This is a genomic window from Sutcliffiella horikoshii (assembly GCF_019931755.1).
GTDB classification, from domain to species: domain Bacteria; phylum Bacillota; class Bacilli; order Bacillales; family Bacillaceae_I; genus Sutcliffiella_A; species Sutcliffiella_A horikoshii_E.
The window spans coordinates 2,036,322-2,052,835 of the sequence record NZ_CP082918.1; the positions used below are offsets into that span (position 1 = coordinate 2,036,322).

Genomic DNA, 16,514 nt, shown 5'->3' on the forward strand with positions numbered 1-16,514 from the left:
CATCTATTTCAAGAATTATTCGAGGCAGCGTTGCAAAGAATAATCTTTGTAGTAACTTTTCATTCGATAAAGGGAGGCGTTTTGTTATGGACCAAAATAAACAACATCGTGCAAACCCGGATGATCGCAGTGATAATGTAGAAAAGCTACAAAGCATGGTGCAGAATACAATAGAAAATATTGAAGAAGCACATGATTCCATGCAATTTGCCAATGCAGAGGAAAGAGCTCGCATTGAAGCAAAAAACCACCGTCGTGAAGAGAGCATTGCAGCTTTTAGATCTGAAATTAAAGACGAAGCCAGTGCTCGCGAAAACGGGCTTAAGTAAAAAGGGGAAGACGGGCAGAGTAATGCCCGTCTTTTTTAGAGGCCTTTTTATGTGGAAAAATATTCTTTTATGTTATCATTATCAAATACAGCCAAGTAAATGGGGGAGTAGAGATGCTAATTTCTAAAAAAGAGATTGAAGTACGTTATGCGGAGACAGATCAAATGGGGGTTGTGTATCATGCCAATTACCTGGTTTGGATGGAACTCGGCAGAACACAACTTATAAAAGATTTAGGCTTTTCTTACGCAGAAATGGAGCAGGACGGAGTTATTTCTCCTGTAATCGATATAAATGTTACATATAAGAAACCGCTTCGTTACGGGGAAGTAGCGACTATACATACTTGGATTGAAACATACGATGGATTCCGTGTAGTTTATGGTTATAAAATACTTACTCCAGAAGAGGATATTGCACTATTGGGAAGTTCCTCGCATGTTTGTGTGAAAAAGGATAACTTTAAACCTATAATTATTCGTAAGAAATATCCGGAGTGGCATACTGCCTACGAAAACGCGAAGAAGCAAGGAGAGTAATACTATGGCTTTCGGAATCAATCGTGGGGAACTTCAACAATGGAAAGAGAAAGTGAAATGTGGAGAGATAGCATTCCTTACTCACTATTGGATTCACCCGCGCTTTGATGGAATTACTACCGTAACAAAAGCTGGTTGCTGTGATGTGGAAAAGCTTATTGAATGGGGAAGGCAATATGGGTTGAAGGAAGAATGGATCCATAAAAGGGAACAGTATCCTCATTTCGATTTAATCGGAGATACCCAGCTCGAGATTTTGAAAAAAGAAGGTCAATGCAAACAGATTAATCGTTTCTTCGAGCATAAATAAAGAATTAGGACTAAATAGCCCTAATTCTTTTTAATGTTCATTCATAGTCAAATTTAGGTTCATTCAATTTTTCATCAAACTTAATGTGAAGATCATGATTGTCAAAATACCATGCATCTTTTTCTTCCACAAAGAACGTAATTCCGTCTTTTTCAACGGTTGCAACAGGCTGGTCTGGGTCTTCTTTTACAATCCCTAAAGAAAATCCCTTTTGCACGGTACTGTAGCCTCCATAGCGGACTTGAAATTTTATGTTGTCTCCATTTTCTAGGTGAAGCTCTTTTTTATACCATTCCAAAGCTTGATCTGACATGTGAATATTCATAATAGCAACTCCTTTTGTCTCTGTGATTGTATTACGTTGCCTTGAAAAAAGGAAAGATGCTTTCGCATGAACGCAATATGTATATACAACCTTATTATACCTGAATTCCACATATGCAACCAAATGAAACAGCTTTAGGTAAAATAAAAAGCACCGACCCAAGTTTTTGGATCGATGCTTAATAATTTAGTTTCTTAATTCATCATCTTTTAACCATTGGTACATATGTTTCATCATTTCCTCGTTTTTAGCCTCTGCCTGAGGAAAGCCATACGATGCCGCGTCCTTTAATGGAACAACATGATATTTAGTAGGATTAATCTGTGAAACATAAGTAGGGATGAAATTGTCCACTTTAATATCAATTTTGCTTTCCTGTCCATCCATGTTTTTTTCCACATGGAGTTGAAGGATGCCACCGATATCTTTATAGTCGTCTTTTTGCCCAGAGAGGAAATTACCTAAAGAATAGACAACAAACATCTTTCCGCCATCAGGCCTGTCCATGAACTTCATTGGTTGCAATACATGTGGGTGATGCCCGATCACAATGTCGACACCAGTTTCAGCCAGGAAGTCTGCAAGTTCTTCCTGTTCTGAATTTGGAAAAAGGATATATTCTACCCCCCAGTGCATCGCAACTACAACGACATCTGAATTTTGCTTGGCTTCTTGAACGTCTTTTTTTATCGCTTCACGATCAATCAAGTTTACAAAAAATTCTTTCCCTTCCGGAACGGGAATACCGTTTGTTCCGTATGTGTAAGACAAGAATGAGAACTCAATGCCATTCTTTGATATGGTTCGTAATTTTGCTTTATCTTCATTGCTCTTATACCCACCTACATACTCCATTCCAATGGTTTCATAATGGTTAATGGCATTCATGATCGCCTTTTCTCCACGGTCCAATGTATGGTTATTGGCGATGCTGACAATATCAACGCCGGCTTCCTGAAGGGCATCAGCCACTTCAAATGGACTGTTAAAGCTAGGATAGTTGGATAATCCTATTTCAGTCCCCCCGATGATGGTCTCTTGATTTGCAATGGAAATATCGGTTTCAAGCAGGTAGGATTTCACCTTATTTAGCATTGGATTGAAATCATAGCTGCTTTCCCCTGTTTTCGCTGCATTATAAACCGTGCTATGGATAAGTAAATCCCCAACAGCGGAAATGGTTGCTTCTGTTCGGAAGCCCTTTTCGGTTTTTAATTCTTTTGTTAACTTATGAAGCTTCACTGGATTTGCAACAAGTTCTTCTTGACTATCACTCCCATTAAAACTGCTGAAATGTTTAAAGGACAATACAGAAAAAACGGTTCCCAATAGCATAATAATTAAAATCGGGAGAAGGTATTTAAATTTTTTATTCATTGTAATTAACCCCTTATATCTTTTTCTTCCTCCACCATATAACATAGTTTTTGCAAAATTCATCGTAATATGTCGAATGTTCAAAAAATTAAAGGGTTTTTGTTTTGTATCTCGAAATAGTAAAAGGATACATGTAAAAAGGGGGAAATCAATTTGCTTACGTTCAAAAAACCTGAAGTAGAACAATTCTTTAAAGTTTTTAATATTGAAGATTTTACATTGAGTCCTGATGAAAAACAGTTAGTGTACAGTACGAATCTAACGGGTCATTATAATGTATGGGCAATGGATCTGCCGAATCAGTACCCATACCCACTTACATTCAATGACCAAAGTTGTCATGGGTTAAAGTACGAACCAAATGGAAAATACATATTAGCAAGCTTTGATCAGGATGGAAATGAGCTGGCGCAACTTTATGCACTGCCAAGTCGAGGCGGGGAATTGCAGGATGTGAGAGTGGATAACGATCACCGTCATATGAACCCGAGTTTCTCCAAGGACGGACAACGTATATACTATACGAGCACAAAAGGTAACCAAACCTATTTAAATTGTTATTGTTACGACTTGGAGACAAAAGAGGAAAAGTTATTGGTGGATGGGACAGATGCGTCAACATACTTAATAGCTGTCTCAGAAGATGAAGAAAGTTTCATTACTTTAAGACATTATGCCAACACTCATACACAGGCATTTTTACATCAAGGAGGAACAACAACTAAATTAACTCCGGAAACAGACAGTCAGCATACAGTTGACAGCGCAATATTTACGGAATCCAACTCCATTTATCTTGTTACTGATTATGAGGATGATAACGGATACCTCGCGCATTTTGATCTTGAAACCAAGAAGTTTACAAAAGTATCAGATAGTGAGATGCATTTTAATAACATGTATTTAGACAAGACAGGAAACAAGTTATACCTCGTATCAGCCAAAGGGGTGGAGGATAAACTCTTTACCTATTGTTTGGAGAAAAAAGTTTGGAATGAAGTAGATATACCAGTTTCCATTATCGAAAAAGTGGTAATTAGTAAAAGTGGATCGGTCTATTTACTAGGAAAAACTGCTTCAAAGCCAGCAAACATATTTAAAAAGGAAACTGAAGGTTGGATTCCTTTAACAAATAATCGTGTGCCGGCAGTTGCGGATGAAGATCTTTGTGAACCTGAAATACTTTCTTATCCATCCTTTGATGGATTAGAGATTGAAGCTTTATTCTTTAAGGCAAAAGAAGAGGTTTCAAATGGACATGTAATCTTATGGCCGCATGGTGGTCCCCAGGCATCTGAACGAAAATTCTTCCGCTCCTATTTCCAATTCCTTGTTAATCGCGGATTTAGTATTTTTGCACCGAATTTCCGAGGATCATCCAATTATGGACTAACTTATATGAAAATGGTAGAGGGAGACTGGGGTCATGGACCTCGGCTAGATAACATCCATGGTTTAGAATGGATAATCGAAAAAGGATATGCAGAAAGAGAAAAAATATTCCTTATGGGCGGCAGCTATGGTGGTTACATGGCGTTACTTCTCCATGGGCGTCATCCTGAATATTTCAAAGCAGTCATTGATATATTTGGTGTCAGTAACTTGTTTTCCTTCATTGATTCTGTGCCAGAACATTGGAAACCGATCATGAAACAATGGGTTGGAGATCCGGTAGAGGATAAAGAACGACTGACAATCGATTCTCCAATCACTTACCTTGATACAATGACAAAACCAATGTTAATTATCCAAGGTGCGAACGATCCGCGAGTGGTCAAGAAAGAATCCGATCAGATTGTGGATGCTTTAAAAGAAAAAGGCAGAGAAGTGGAATATCTTGTTCTTGATGATGAAGGGCATGGCTTCTCTAAGAAGGAAAATGAAATAAAAGTATTCAGGTCAATCTTGAATTTTTTAGAAAAACACCTTTAATTTTTTTGACATTTGTTTAGGACTCGGGTTTATACTCAGAGTCCTATTTTTTTTGCTTAACATGTTATGGCGCTCTAGTCGTAGCCTCTTCTACGCCTCAAGAAGTATTTTCCAAAAAAGGCTTTTTATTTGATTAATTAGCGCATATAATCAATTTTGGGAGTTGGAAAATTATTCTTATTTTTCTTAATTGAGGGGAGAATTTTGGGATGTCGATGATGGAATTTATTTTAAAAAGGAAAATTGCTGTTGGGCTATTAGTTGTGTTTGTATTTATGATCGGCTTTTACTCACTGAACAAACTAGATCAAGAATTAATGCCACCGATTTCTTTTGATATGACCATTGTACAGGTAGATGCCGGACAAATGCCGGTACTGGATGTAGAAGATAAAGTGACAAAACCGATTGAACAGATTTTAAGTGGAATGGATGGTGTGGATTCCCATACTTCCGCAACCTATGTTGGAAAGTCTTCTATTACTGTCATGATAGAAGAGGGAAGAGGGGATGAAGTACATAAGAATATTGAGGCTGCAGTAGCCCCTTTATCCACTCAAATCCCCGGAGTTCAGTATATTAATAGCTTTCAAATGACTACAAGCCAGGAATATGAATTTTATATGGATATTTTTAATGGTAATATGGAGGACATTTCAGCCTTTGCTAGAAATGTGGTAGAACCTAGACTAGAAGCATTGCCAGAAGTAAGAGATGTGAAGTTTGATGGATTAGAAGAGAACGAAGTGGTCATTACATTCAAGGGTGATGAACTATCGGACGCTGGTGTGGACTCCCAGCAAATCATTCAAACCATTCAACAGTCTAATCTAATCACTTCATTTGGGGAACTATCGGAGGAAGTAAACGAGCCGACATTAAGATGGAACACCTCCTTAACAAATGTCGAGGATATTAAAGGGATTTTAATACCCACCATGTCTGGGGTGAAAGAACTTAGCCAACTAGCTGATATTGAACTGCAGGTTCGAGAGACTACATCTGGCGTATGGAAGGACGGAAGCCAGGATGTAGTAATGGTTCAAATTGGGCGTGTTTCTGAGGTTACGCAAATTGAAATGGCAGAAGCGGTCCGTGCTGAAGTCGAGAAAATAAGAGAAGAAGGGCTTGTTTCCGGATTTGAGTTTGAAGAAATAGTAGCTCAGGCCGATTATGTCAGCGAAGCGGTGGATGGTGTTTCAAGCAACATTCTAATTGGGGGAATACTTGCCATCGTGGTGTTATTCCTGTTCCTCCGAAATGTCAGAGCAACCATGATCATTGGAATTTCCATCCCCTTATCCATTCTACTCACCTTTGCGAGCATGTGGTTATTGGGATACAGCCTTAATATGCTGAGTTTAATAGCGCTTGGGTTAGGAATTGGAATGATGGTGGATGCTTCCATCGTTATTTTAGAGTCCATTTATCGAAAAAAAGAACAAGGTTTAAAGAATCGGGAAGCTGTAATAGTTGGAGTAAAGGAAGTTGCATCTGCGGTATTTGCTTCCATGCTGACTACCATCGTTGTGTTTTTACCTATCGGTTTGTTAGGTGGAGAAGCAGGCAAGTTCATGATTATATTATCTGTTGTGGTGATTGTGACACTCGTAAGTTCAGTTGTAGTTTCTTTTACACTAATACCATCCCTTTCTGAAAATTTCTTGAAATTGACGAAAAGGCAACAGAATAAAAAAGAAAGTAAAATTATCCTGTCCTATGGTAGGTTCATTAAATGGCTGACTGGTAAAAAACGTAGACGCTACGGTGTTATCTTCCTGTTTTGCCTAATGTTTATTGGGTCTTTGGCTTTAGTTACAAAAGTTCCGATGACCATCATGCCTGACATGTATAATCGCTATTCGGAAATTATGGTTTCATTAGATAAAGGTGTTACACCAGATCAGAAAAATGAAATTGCAGAAGCAATACATTCCAAGCTCGTTGATATTCCAGATGTTAAGGAAGGTTTTGTACTGGATCAAATTGAATTCATGTTTGTGCTGATCAATATGACTCCAGAAGAAGAAGCTACCTTAGAGCAAAAAGAGGTAAACGAACAGATTCTCAAGGGATTGCTTGAACTAAAAGAAGATTATCCTGTCATGGATGTTACCTCCGTAATGAGCGCTGGAGCCAGTTATCCGGTTCAAATTGAGTTAAGTGGAGAAGATCTTGATGGGTTGACTTCGTTATCCTCTGATTTGGTAAAAGAACTGAACGATATAGATGGGATCATGGGCACCACAACTTCACTTGGAACATTGATGGATGAGGAACTAATTGTGCTTAATGAAGCAGCCATGACAAAGGACGGAATTACTCCGCTACAAATTTTTGGTCAATTAAATAATTTTACTTCATCTGTTCCAATTGGTGCATTGCAAGATGAAGGCGCAACACCTATCTTAGTTGCCCCAAATGAAGTAATTACAAACAAAAATGAGTTATTAGATCTTGAGGTGACAACACAAGACGGACCAAAGAGACTTTCTAATTATGTGTCGTTTGAACAAGTAAAAGCACCCGGCCAAATTGATCATAAAGACGGGGAACGGGTTGTCAAAGTTCTTGCGAATATCGAGGATCGCGATTTAGGTTCTGTTAACAGAGATGTGCAAGAAATAGTGGAGAATTTTGATACACCAGATGGCTATAGTATCTCGGTTGGAGGAAGTCTTGAGCAGCAACAAGAAGCAATACAGGATATGTTAGTTATCTTAGCCATAGCCATATTCTTGGTATATGTTGTGATGGCCGTTCAATTCAACCACTTACTCCACCCGATCATTGTGATGACAATTATCCCAATGACTTTTACCGGTGTTATTTTAGGATTACTGCTAACACAGCGTGAATTGAGTATTATGTCAGGGATGGGTGTCATAATGTTAATCGGGATTGTATTAAATAATGCTATCCTATTGATTGACCGAGCTAAACAACTGAGAGCAGATAATTATGGTGCAGGGGAAGCGATGGTAGAAGCAGGTATGAACCGGATACGTCCGATCTTCATGACTACGTTGACAACAGTTGGTGGAATGTTGCCGCTTGCCATTTCTACAGGAGCTGCAAGCAACTACCAGGCACCTTTAGCCACTGTTGTGATTGCAGGACTATTGTTCTCAACTTTAATAACATTGGTACTGATTCCTTCTGTTTATATGCTTTTCCATGATCTTGGAGATGGTATTCGTAAAGTGTTCAAACGAAAAAGAAGAGATGAAACTGACATTTCTACAGCTAAAAAAGCAGGATAACGGGAAGCAAGCATCCATTGTCATAGAGATAATGGATGCTTGTTTCTATTATATGGTAACATATTAACTAATAAATTTTTTTAAAGGTGGTATACATACATATGAAAACACTCGTCTGTTTCGGTGATAGTTTGACAGCAAGGCATGAAGGAAAGGACAACCCTCGACTAACTGAAAAACTTTCAATTCAACTCCCTAAGTTCAGAGTTGTCAACGCAGGGGTATCTGCAAATACCACGAAGGACGCATTAAGAAGAATCGAAGAGAATGTATTAATTCATAGACCCGATTTAGTAACTGTATTATTCGGTTCAAATGATGCTGCAGCACATAAAAAAGTTGCACTTAAGACTTACGTAGAGAACATTTTCAAAATTACCGAACTAATTGGACCGGATAAAACGATACTCATCACACCACCTCCAGTAGATGAAAAGTTACAACCAAACAGGGAAAACAGCGAACTGGCTAAATATGCAGATGCAGTTAAACGGGTGTCAGAGGAAACAGGTTGTTATATGATTGACTTTTTCACAGAATTACACTCTAGACCGAATTATAAAGAGCTCTTGGTTGGCATATTAAATGATGGGTTGCATTTTGGTGATGCAGGCTATGATATTTTGGCAAATCTAATCACGGAAAAGATACATGAGATTGAATCAAACGGAGAACGGAAGTTTGATTAGAGCGGTAATATTTGATCTTGATGGCACACTTTTGGATAGGGATGCTTCATTAAAGAAGTTCATTGAAGACCAATATGAAAGGTACAAGCAAGCTTTCGCACACATACACAAGAATACCTATATTGATAGATTTATCGAATTGGATGCACGCGGATATGTGTGGAAGGATAAAGTCTATCAGCAGCTTGTAGATGAATTTCTAATAAATGCTCTTACTTGGGAAGAACTTTTGGATGATTATAGCTCTAACTTTCAATTCCACTGTACCCCTTTTGATAATGCAGAAAACACACTCCAGCGACTTTCTAAAGAAAACCTTTCATTAGGAATGATAACGAACGGTTTTGAGGTTTTCCAAATGAACAATTTAAAAGCACTTGGTATCGAACCCTTTTTTCAATCTATTCTTGTTTCGGAGCGGGAAGAAATAAAGAAACCTAATCCTGAAATTTTCCGCAGGTCCGCAGAGTTTCTTCAAGTGTCAATGAAGGAATGCCTTTTTGTTGGGGATCATCCCGAGAAGGATGTGACTGCTGCTAAAGCTGTTGGCATGACAACAGTTTGGAAAAGAGATTCTTATTGGGATGAAGCCGATGCAGACTTTATTATAGAAAATCTCGGTTGTTTGCCTGCTATTGTCAAATCCATAAATGAGAAGGAAGGCAGATAACATGGTTTTTGAAGAACTTACTTTAAAGCATGAGCTTTTAACAATCGATGAAAAAAAGATATTAAGAGATGAAATATATTGTGACAAATTGATAGATTCTATGATGAAGCACATCGGCTCAACAGACCCCGTTCTTCGTGATGAATTAATTTACACCAACCTTTCTAAATTTATTAATGGTGGGATCATCCCACAGAGTAAGATTCTTAATATGTTAGAAATATGTTTGGATGAGGAGCACCTGTTTTATAAAATTGGGGAAGAAAAGACAGACTCTGTTTTTACACGATCCTTCTCTTCTTTGGTTGTTGCTCTAATTTTAACGAAAGAGGATGGGACACTTCTTGATGCTAAGAAATTTCTAGAAATACAGACAGCAATCTTTAAGTATTTAGATAAAGAAAGGGATATTCGCGGATTTGTAGAAAATAAGGGTTGGGCACACAGTATCGCACATGGAGCAGATATGCTGACTGCTCTAATAAGTCACGCACATTTTAATATGAATCTACTGTCTGATGTGCTTAAAGCAATAGAAACTTCCCTTCTAAAGGATGTAGTGTACCAAGATGAGGAAGAAGAGCGGCTTATTTTTGCTGTAGAAGTCCTGTTAGAAAAAGGGATGGAGAAACAGATGCTTATGAATTGGATAAAAGCCCTCTCGTCTACTTTGAACAAGGAACATGTAAAAAGTGGACAAACATTGCCCTTTTATCGAAGTAAGATTAACATGACCAATTTCATGAAGTCCCTTTATTTTAGATTGAAGCTTATGAATCCTGATAAGGAACTGTTAGAATGCTTAGAACATGAAATTCATTACTGGTTCAGAAAAACTTATGGGCGAGGGTAGGTGTTGTAATTTTGATTCATCAAAAAGAAGAATTAATTATAAGAGAACTTCAACAAGGCAAGGATGAAAAATATTTATTAAAATGGTTGTCCGATCAAAAAGTGTTGGAGTTCTATGAGGGACGAGACATATCATTTACCAAGGAAGATATCATTAGGAAATTCTTTAATAGAGACGATGAAGTGTCTAGGTGTTTGGGCGTCTATCAAGGAAAAAACATAGGATATATTCAATTTTACCCAATTAATAATTCTACTAGCACACTAGCAGAATACTTTGAGATGGAGGGGGTTTATGGCCTAGATCAGTTTATAGGGGATTCCGACTATTGGAACAATGGGATAGGAACCCTGATCATTTCTTCCTTGGTTAATTACCTAATAACTCAAAAAGGGATCAACCGGCTAGTGATGGATCCAATGACATCCAATGGAAGAGCGATAAAATGTTATGAAAAATGTGGTTTTAATAAGGTACGAGTATTACATGAACATATTTTACATGAAGGACAATATAGAGATTGTTGGTTGATGGAACTTACAAGTTAAATACATAATTAACAATCTCTATAGGGTAAAGGGTTAATTAATACTAAAACCTAAATTGCTAAAGCCCTAAAGGTAATTGCAAGATAAAACATAAAGGGGAATAAAGTTATGATTACCCCCATTGTCTTAAACTTATTTTTAAACTGTAAGCTTAATCCGATAAGCCAAATGCCAAGTATAAGTAAATACCAGAGGTTGTATTGTGAAGTTTCTGTTTCTGATATACCTGGACCTGCCAACCATAGGGTCAGTAATAAAACAAATAAACCAGTCACTACATTCCAAGCTACTAGCATAAATCGTTTCAAATTAGTGGCCTCCTTTTATATAGGTTAGTGTAATTTTACACGATAAAAGTAGTAGATGTACATCTTTAATTCTGAAAATTAAATAATTTCGCTTTTTGAAACCTTATTCTTATTTGAATCGTAATATTTATGTCTTAATAATTTTTCATGTTGAATGGGGGAGTATGGATGTCTTTTTTTAACAAGGCATTGGCTAGTGTAGGTATTGGAGCTGCAAAGGTAGATACTAAATTGGCTGAATCAAGCTTCATAGCTGGTGAGGAAATACGAGGTATTGTAGAAATCACCGGTGGTTCTGTCGAACAGCAAATTGATGAAATTTACTTAACTTTATTAACAAATTATATTAAAGAATCTAATGATACAAAGGTCCATAAACAAGCAGTGCTAGAAAAAAAGAAAATCGTGGATCCGTTTGTGATTGGTATAAATGAAAAGAAGGAAATCCCTTTTACATTAACACTGCCACATGATACACCTGTAAGTATGGGCAGCACAAAAGTGTGGTTACAAACTGGATTGGACATAAAAAATGCAGTAGATCCTTCTGATAAAGATGTTGTACAAGTGAAACCATCTCCACTTATTTCAACCATTTTAAGTGCTGCGGAGCAATTAGGTTTTCGCTTAAGAAAAGTGGAGTGTGAAGCTGCGCCATATAGATGGAAAAATCATTTTCCGTTCATTCAGGAGTTCGAATTTGTTCCAACGTCCGGTCCATTCAGAGGGAAACTGGATGAAATTGAAATGATCTTTTCCAACAATAATGGAAGTTCAGTAGAATTGATTCTGCAAGTAGATCGTAAGGTTAGAGGACTTGGTAGTTTTCTATCAGAAGCACTGGAAATGGATGAAACGTTTATCAAAATGCGTGTTACGAATCAGGATCTTCCTGGCTTTAAGCAACAACTAGAAAGTACCATTCGCCGATATTGCTAAGAATAAGTTTTTAAGGAGGACACCCTTTTCTGGGGTGTTCTTTCTTGTGTGAAAAGAGTTGTTATTTCAAAAAATATAAATTAAACTAAAAATTCATTCAATTTATTTTAAAGGAGCGTGTTGTAATGACAAAATTAGGACTTATCCGACACGGAAGTACTGCCTGGAATAAGGAACGAAGAGCACAAGGCAGTTCTAATATTCCACTTGATCAAGATGGGATTAGGGATGCAGAAAGTTTGGCAGACAGAATAAAAGATGAAGAATGGGATGTTATCTACTCTAGTGATCTATTAAGAGCCATGCAAACCGCTGAAATTGTAGCAAGGAACCTGCAAGTTGACGAGGTGTTCTTAGACTCCAGACTCCAAGAAGTGAACGGTGGTCAAATTGAAGGTACGACAGAACCCGAAAGAATAGAAAAATGGGGAGAAAATTGGCGGGATCTGGACTTGGGGATAGAATCAAGGGAAATGGTAATAAAACGTGCCCTCTCGTTCATTGAAGAAGTAACAGAAAAACATAAAGATCAGAATGTACTAGTTGTAAGTCACGGGTCCTATATTAGACATGTATTAAGAGAATTGGTGAAAGACCTTAAAATGGAAGATCATCTTGAGAATACCTCTGTTTCCACTGTCAAAGTTCGTGAAGGACTGTGGGAATGTGAACTTTATAATTGCACGAAGCATCTTGGAGGCAAGTAGGAAATGGGTTCTCGATTAATGCACACCATTATTGCACATGAAATTGCTTCACGTATAGGTGTAGCGGATACTTCTTCATTCATTTTAGGAGCCATTGCACCGGATGCTGTCGCTCCTAAAGATTTTTCTCATTTTTATATAGGGGATTCAAACGATTACACTCGGTCTATTGATTATCAAGCTTTTTTACATAAATACAATAAGTACAAAAACAACCCCTATATTCTTGGATATTATACTCACCTGATAGCAGATGATATCTGGCTTAATGGCTTCTTTTTACCATGGTTAAAAAACAGGTTGGAAAATGATACTTCTTTATTAGAAAGATATCATAATGACTTTAAACTCTTAAATTCTAAATTGATGAGTCATTATAAGACGAACCGTGATTTATTAAAGGGAATTTTAGGAGCAGCACACCCCATGGAGATAGAGGAAGTGTCCATTACTCAGCTTTCATCTTTTATCCCTTACGTCGAACAAGATATGAAGCTTTTACAAACGGACAAGCCTTTACAAGTTTTTACGATGGAAATGATCATTGGCTATATCGAGACTTCCATTGACATGGGGGTGCAGTCGATAAAAACAAACATCTGATTGGAAAGTCTTGCTAAAATAGTGCTTTCTTTTGTATAATGAGAATATATGTTCGTGTACCGTAAAAGGAGGCATTTTTCTTGTTACAAACTGAAAAATATGTACTGAATCTCATTGAATCAGATGAATGGATGATGGATATTTTGAGAGTGGCAAAATCTCTTAATCTCCCAGATTGGTGGGTATGTGCTGGATTTGTCAGAACAAAAGTCTGGGATACATTACACGGGTATGACTGTAGAACTGCATTGCCTGATATCGATGTTATTTATTTTGATAAAAATGATGTATGTGAGGAAAAGGAAAAACATCATGAAAAAAGACTGCTAGAACTACGCCCAGTTGAACCATGGTCCGTTAAAAACCAGGCAAGGATGCATGTCATTAATAATTTACCTCCATATACTAATTCCACGGAAGCAATGTCTAAATTTCCAGAAACAGCTACGGCATTAGGAGTAAAATTAGATCAAGACAATCAATTACAATTAGCCGCTCCTTGCGGGGTTCAAGATCTGATAAATTTAAAGGTGAAGCCCACTCCTGTCTATAACAAAACAACAGAACATGCCAGGATTTATGAAACTCGCTTGAAACAGAAAAATTGGCAAGCATTATGGCCGATTATCACAATTTCACATGTGGAAGGTGTAAAATCATGACAGGACTTCTTCATCATATAGAATTGTATGTGTCGGACTTGAAGAAAACGAAAGAATTCTGGGGGTGGTTGCTCGAAGAACTGGGATATGAGCGCTATCAAGAATGGGAAAGAGGACAGAGTTGGAAAATAGAAAATACATATATAGTTTTTGTACAAACGGAAGAAAAATTTCTCGATATTCCTTATCATCGATGCAGAGTAGGCCTAAATCATCTTGCTTTTCATGCAGCATCACGTGATCAGGTTGACGAATTAACAGAAAAACTGAAGGCTCGGGGAGTAAATATGCTATATACCGATAGACATCCATATGCTGGCGGGGAAAACTACTATGCGGCATTTTTTGAAGATCCTGACCGGATTAAAGTAGAACTTGTGGCTCCTTGAGAATAATGATTTCAAAGGAGGAAAACAAATGATCAATACAGTATTACTTATAGGTATTGCTATTGGGGTAGGAACCATCATTTCCTATCTAGGACAGTTGGTTAAGCAAAATAAAAGAATCATAGAATTGTTGGAAACTAGAAATAACGGAGAGAAATGAAATGACTAAGATCAGTATGTATACGATGTGTCTTGTAGTGGACGGAGATAAAGTTCTCTTAATTGATAGGCCTGCAGATAAAGGATTTCCGGGATTCATAGGCCCAGGCGGGAAAGTGGATTTTCCTGAAAGTTTAACAGAAGGCGCTATTCGAGAAGTCCGTGAAGAAACTGGCTTGCAAGTAAGTAACTTAATCTATAAGGGTCTAGATGAATATGTAAATGAGTTGGAAGATGAAAGATATATGGTGTTTAACTATCTAACATATACCTTTAGCGGACAGCTTTTACCATCTCCCCCAGAAGGAAAGTTAAAATGGGTAGCAATATCGGAGGCACTAGAGCTCCCCATGCAGGATTGGTTCAAAGAAAGATTCCCGCTTTTCTTTGAAGAGGGGACTTTTGAGAAACATGTAGTATGGGATGAAAAAGTTAAAAAGGCTGTGAAAGAAGTGGTAACAAAGCATTGATAGTAATAAAAAAGCATCCGAGAAATACTCGAATGCTTTAGGATACCTTCTTCTTTTTTAAATTTAACCATGTAATCTTTGGCTCTGTTCTCTTGATAATTCTACCGATATTTGCCCGATGTTTAAAAATGACAAATACTGTTAACAAAGATACAGCAATAATAAGCGGAAGATCTCCAAAAGCAATGCTATAAATGGTGGTTACCACTCCTGTCAGCATAGAAGATAGAGATACATACTTCGTCAAAAACAAGAAAAGAAAAAAGCAGAATAGCATTAAGCCGAACAGAAGCGGACTGGCGAACAATAGAACTCCGCCTGAGGTTGCTACTGCTTTTCCGCCACGGAATTTTGCAAATATCGGATAAACATGTCCGACAACGGCACAGGCACCAGCAAGAAGCGGATGAATATCAGCACCAAGTAAGAATGGCAGGGAGGCGGCAAGTGTCCCTTTCAAGATATCGCAAATAGTTACAATCATTCCGGCCTTAACACCCAATGTTCGGAACGTGTTTGTACCGCCTAAGTTCCCGCTTCCGTGTTCCCGGATGTCGATTCCATAGCCTACTTTTCCCACTACTAGTGCGAAAGGAATGGAACCGATGAGGTATGCAAGTATAATAATTAGTAGTTCAGTCATTCATTAAACCCCTTTATGTAATAATCCCTATCTTTAATATATGTTAAATTTAACAAGAAGCAAAGGGTTTATTGCAAGTTATCACGAATTTTTTATGAGTAAGTACTAATATCAGGTTGTTAGAAGTTGTTAAAACTAAACTAAACGGGTATAACAGTAAGAATTAACTTTTAAAAAAAGGAAGGGGACAAAAATAATATGAATATTGAAATACCTAGCAGAGAAGAGATCGGAAAGATATTGAAAAAGAGCAAGCGGATTGCTGTAGTCGGATTGTCCGATAATCCTGCGCGTACCTCCTATATGGTTTCAAAAGCGATGCAAGATGCAGGATACGAGATTATTCCTGTGAATCCTACTGTAGACGAAGTTCTTGGCGTGAAGGCTGTTCCAACCTTAAAAGAAGTGGAAGGACATATTGATATCGTTAATGTCTTCCGTCGTTCAGAGCATTTATATGGAGTAGCAGAGGAGTTTTTACAAGTAGATGCAGACGTTTATTGGGCACAACTCGGACTTGCTGATGAAAAAACCTATGAACTGTTGAGAGAAAAGGGCTATACTGTCATTATGGATCGTTGCATTAAAGTGGAACACGCTTTAACAAAATAGTTCAGACTCGTCCTTGTTTTTATAAAAGAAAACAAGGATTTTTATTCATTTTATGACAATTTACGCCAGATTATATTGGCTAAAGTGTAAGAACCCTATACAATAGAACATAGACAAGTTTCAAATGTATGATAATATATAAACGAATATTTGTTGTGAACAAACAACAAATCCGTGTAGATAAAAG

General features: G+C 37.5%; 21 protein-coding genes. 17 read left to right on the forward strand and 4 right to left on the reverse strand.

What is annotated here, in order from left to right; translation table 11 throughout:
• The first annotated feature begins 86 nt into the window (after window positions 1-86).
• The 3 genes from tlp to K7887_RS10390 all read left to right on the forward strand — a co-directional run bounded on the left by tlp (window position 87) and on the right by K7887_RS10390 (window position 1,178).
• Window positions 87-329 carry a small acid-soluble spore protein Tlp gene (tlp, locus tag K7887_RS10380; protein ID WP_223493441.1) on the forward strand — a complete coding sequence of 81 codons (243 nt, stop codon included), beginning with the start codon at window positions 87-89 and terminating at the stop codon, window positions 327-329.
• Between the two features lie 113 nt (window positions 330-442).
• Complete coding sequence (locus K7887_RS10385; RefSeq protein ID WP_223493442.1) at window positions 443-868, forward strand: acyl-CoA thioesterase; 426 nt, start codon at window positions 443-445, stop codon at window positions 866-868.
• Between the two features lie 4 nt (window positions 869-872).
• A complete protein-coding gene (locus K7887_RS10390) occupies window positions 873-1,178 on the forward strand; it encodes a hypothetical protein (protein ID WP_223493443.1) in 306 nt (101 codons plus the stop codon).
• Between the two features lie 37 nt (window positions 1,179-1,215).
• Here K7887_RS10390 and K7887_RS10395 read toward each other — a convergent pair whose 3' ends face one another.
• The gene (locus tag K7887_RS10395; RefSeq protein WP_223493444.1) at window positions 1,216-1,503 is read right to left on the reverse strand and encodes a HesB/YadR/YfhF family protein; all 288 of its coding nucleotides are present in this window, start codon (window positions 1,501-1,503) and stop codon (window positions 1,216-1,218) included.
• Window positions 1,504-1,689: 186 nt separating this feature from the next.
• Window positions 1,690-2,880, reverse strand: a complete 1,191-nt coding sequence (locus tag K7887_RS10400; RefSeq protein ID WP_223493445.1) for a CapA family protein — start codon at window positions 2,878-2,880, stop codon at window positions 1,690-1,692.
• Between the two features lie 153 nt (window positions 2,881-3,033).
• Here K7887_RS10400 and K7887_RS10405 point away from each other — a divergent pair, with 153 nt between their 5' ends.
• The 6 genes from K7887_RS10405 to K7887_RS10430 all read left to right on the forward strand — a co-directional run bounded on the left by K7887_RS10405 (window position 3,034) and on the right by K7887_RS10430 (window position 10,835).
• Window positions 3,034-4,812: a S9 family peptidase gene (locus tag K7887_RS10405; protein ID WP_223493446.1), complete on the forward strand. Its 1,779-nt coding sequence runs from the start codon at window positions 3,034-3,036 to the stop codon at window positions 4,810-4,812.
• 209 nt (window positions 4,813-5,021) lie between these two features.
• Window positions 5,022-8,075: an efflux RND transporter permease subunit gene (locus tag K7887_RS10410; RefSeq protein ID WP_223493447.1), complete on the forward strand. Its 3,054-nt coding sequence runs from the start codon at window positions 5,022-5,024 to the stop codon at window positions 8,073-8,075.
• Window positions 8,076-8,176: 101 nt separating this feature from the next.
• Window positions 8,177-8,764 (forward strand): GDSL-type esterase/lipase family protein, encoded by a 588-nt coding sequence (locus K7887_RS10415; RefSeq protein WP_223493448.1) that lies wholly within the window; start codon window positions 8,177-8,179, stop codon window positions 8,762-8,764.
• Entirely contained in the window at window positions 8,757-9,434 is a 678-nt protein-coding gene (locus K7887_RS10420) for an HAD family hydrolase (RefSeq protein WP_223493630.1), read from the forward strand. The genes K7887_RS10415 and K7887_RS10420 overlap by 8 nt, the downstream gene beginning before the upstream one ends.
• A 1-nt stretch (window position 9,435) precedes the next feature.
• Window positions 9,436-10,287: a DUF2785 domain-containing protein gene (locus K7887_RS10425; RefSeq protein WP_223493449.1), complete on the forward strand. Its 852-nt coding sequence runs from the start codon at window positions 9,436-9,438 to the stop codon at window positions 10,285-10,287.
• An 11-nt stretch (window positions 10,288-10,298) separates the two neighbouring features.
• Window positions 10,299-10,835: a GNAT family N-acetyltransferase gene (locus K7887_RS10430; RefSeq protein WP_223493450.1), complete on the forward strand. Its 537-nt coding sequence runs from the start codon at window positions 10,299-10,301 to the stop codon at window positions 10,833-10,835.
• A 50-nt stretch (window positions 10,836-10,885) separates the two neighbouring features.
• Here K7887_RS10430 and K7887_RS10435 read toward each other — a convergent pair whose 3' ends face one another.
• Window positions 10,886-11,143: a hypothetical protein gene (locus tag K7887_RS10435; protein WP_223493451.1), complete on the reverse strand. Its 258-nt coding sequence runs from the start codon at window positions 11,141-11,143 to the stop codon at window positions 10,886-10,888.
• A gap of 168 nt (window positions 11,144-11,311) precedes the next feature.
• Here K7887_RS10435 and K7887_RS10440 point away from each other — a divergent pair, with 168 nt between their 5' ends.
• The 7 genes from K7887_RS10440 to K7887_RS10465 all read left to right on the forward strand — a co-directional run bounded on the left by K7887_RS10440 (window position 11,312) and on the right by K7887_RS10465 (window position 15,072).
• Window positions 11,312-12,082: a sporulation protein gene (locus K7887_RS10440; protein WP_223493452.1), complete on the forward strand. Its 771-nt coding sequence runs from the start codon at window positions 11,312-11,314 to the stop codon at window positions 12,080-12,082.
• A 125-nt stretch (window positions 12,083-12,207) separates the two neighbouring features.
• On the forward strand, window positions 12,208-12,789 hold the full coding sequence (locus K7887_RS10445; RefSeq protein WP_223493453.1) for a histidine phosphatase family protein: 582 nt from the start codon (window positions 12,208-12,210) through the stop codon (window positions 12,787-12,789).
• 3 nt (window positions 12,790-12,792) lie between these two features.
• The gene (locus tag K7887_RS10450; protein WP_223493454.1) at window positions 12,793-13,392 is read left to right on the forward strand and encodes a zinc dependent phospholipase C family protein; all 600 of its coding nucleotides are present in this window, start codon (window positions 12,793-12,795) and stop codon (window positions 13,390-13,392) included.
• Window positions 13,393-13,523: 131 nt separating this feature from the next.
• Window positions 13,524-14,054, forward strand: coding sequence for a nucleotidyltransferase family protein (locus K7887_RS10455; protein WP_223493631.1), 531 nt, complete (start codon window positions 13,524-13,526; stop codon window positions 14,052-14,054).
• Window positions 14,048-14,443 (forward strand): VOC family protein, encoded by a 396-nt coding sequence (locus tag K7887_RS10460; RefSeq protein ID WP_223493632.1) that lies wholly within the window; start codon window positions 14,048-14,050, stop codon window positions 14,441-14,443. Before K7887_RS10455 ends, K7887_RS10460 begins: the two co-directional genes overlap by 7 nt.
• A gap of 28 nt (window positions 14,444-14,471) precedes the next feature.
• A complete protein-coding gene (locus K7887_RS22960; RefSeq protein ID WP_263290346.1) occupies window positions 14,472-14,603 on the forward strand; it encodes a hypothetical protein in 132 nt (43 codons plus the stop codon).
• A gap of 1 nt (window position 14,604) precedes the next feature.
• Window positions 14,605-15,072, forward strand: coding sequence for an NUDIX domain-containing protein (locus tag K7887_RS10465; RefSeq protein ID WP_223493455.1), 468 nt, complete (start codon window positions 14,605-14,607; stop codon window positions 15,070-15,072).
• A gap of 37 nt (window positions 15,073-15,109) precedes the next feature.
• On the opposite strand, the gene plsY is transcribed toward K7887_RS10465, so the two are convergent.
• A complete protein-coding gene (plsY, locus tag K7887_RS10470; RefSeq protein WP_223493456.1) occupies window positions 15,110-15,715 on the reverse strand; it encodes a glycerol-3-phosphate 1-O-acyltransferase PlsY in 606 nt (201 codons plus the stop codon).
• 198 nt (window positions 15,716-15,913) lie between these two features.
• On the opposite strand from plsY, the gene K7887_RS10475 reads away from it, so the two are divergent.
• Window positions 15,914-16,327, forward strand: a complete 414-nt coding sequence (locus tag K7887_RS10475; protein ID WP_223493457.1) for a CoA-binding protein — start codon at window positions 15,914-15,916, stop codon at window positions 16,325-16,327.
• Window positions 16,328-16,514: the final 187 nt, after the last annotated feature.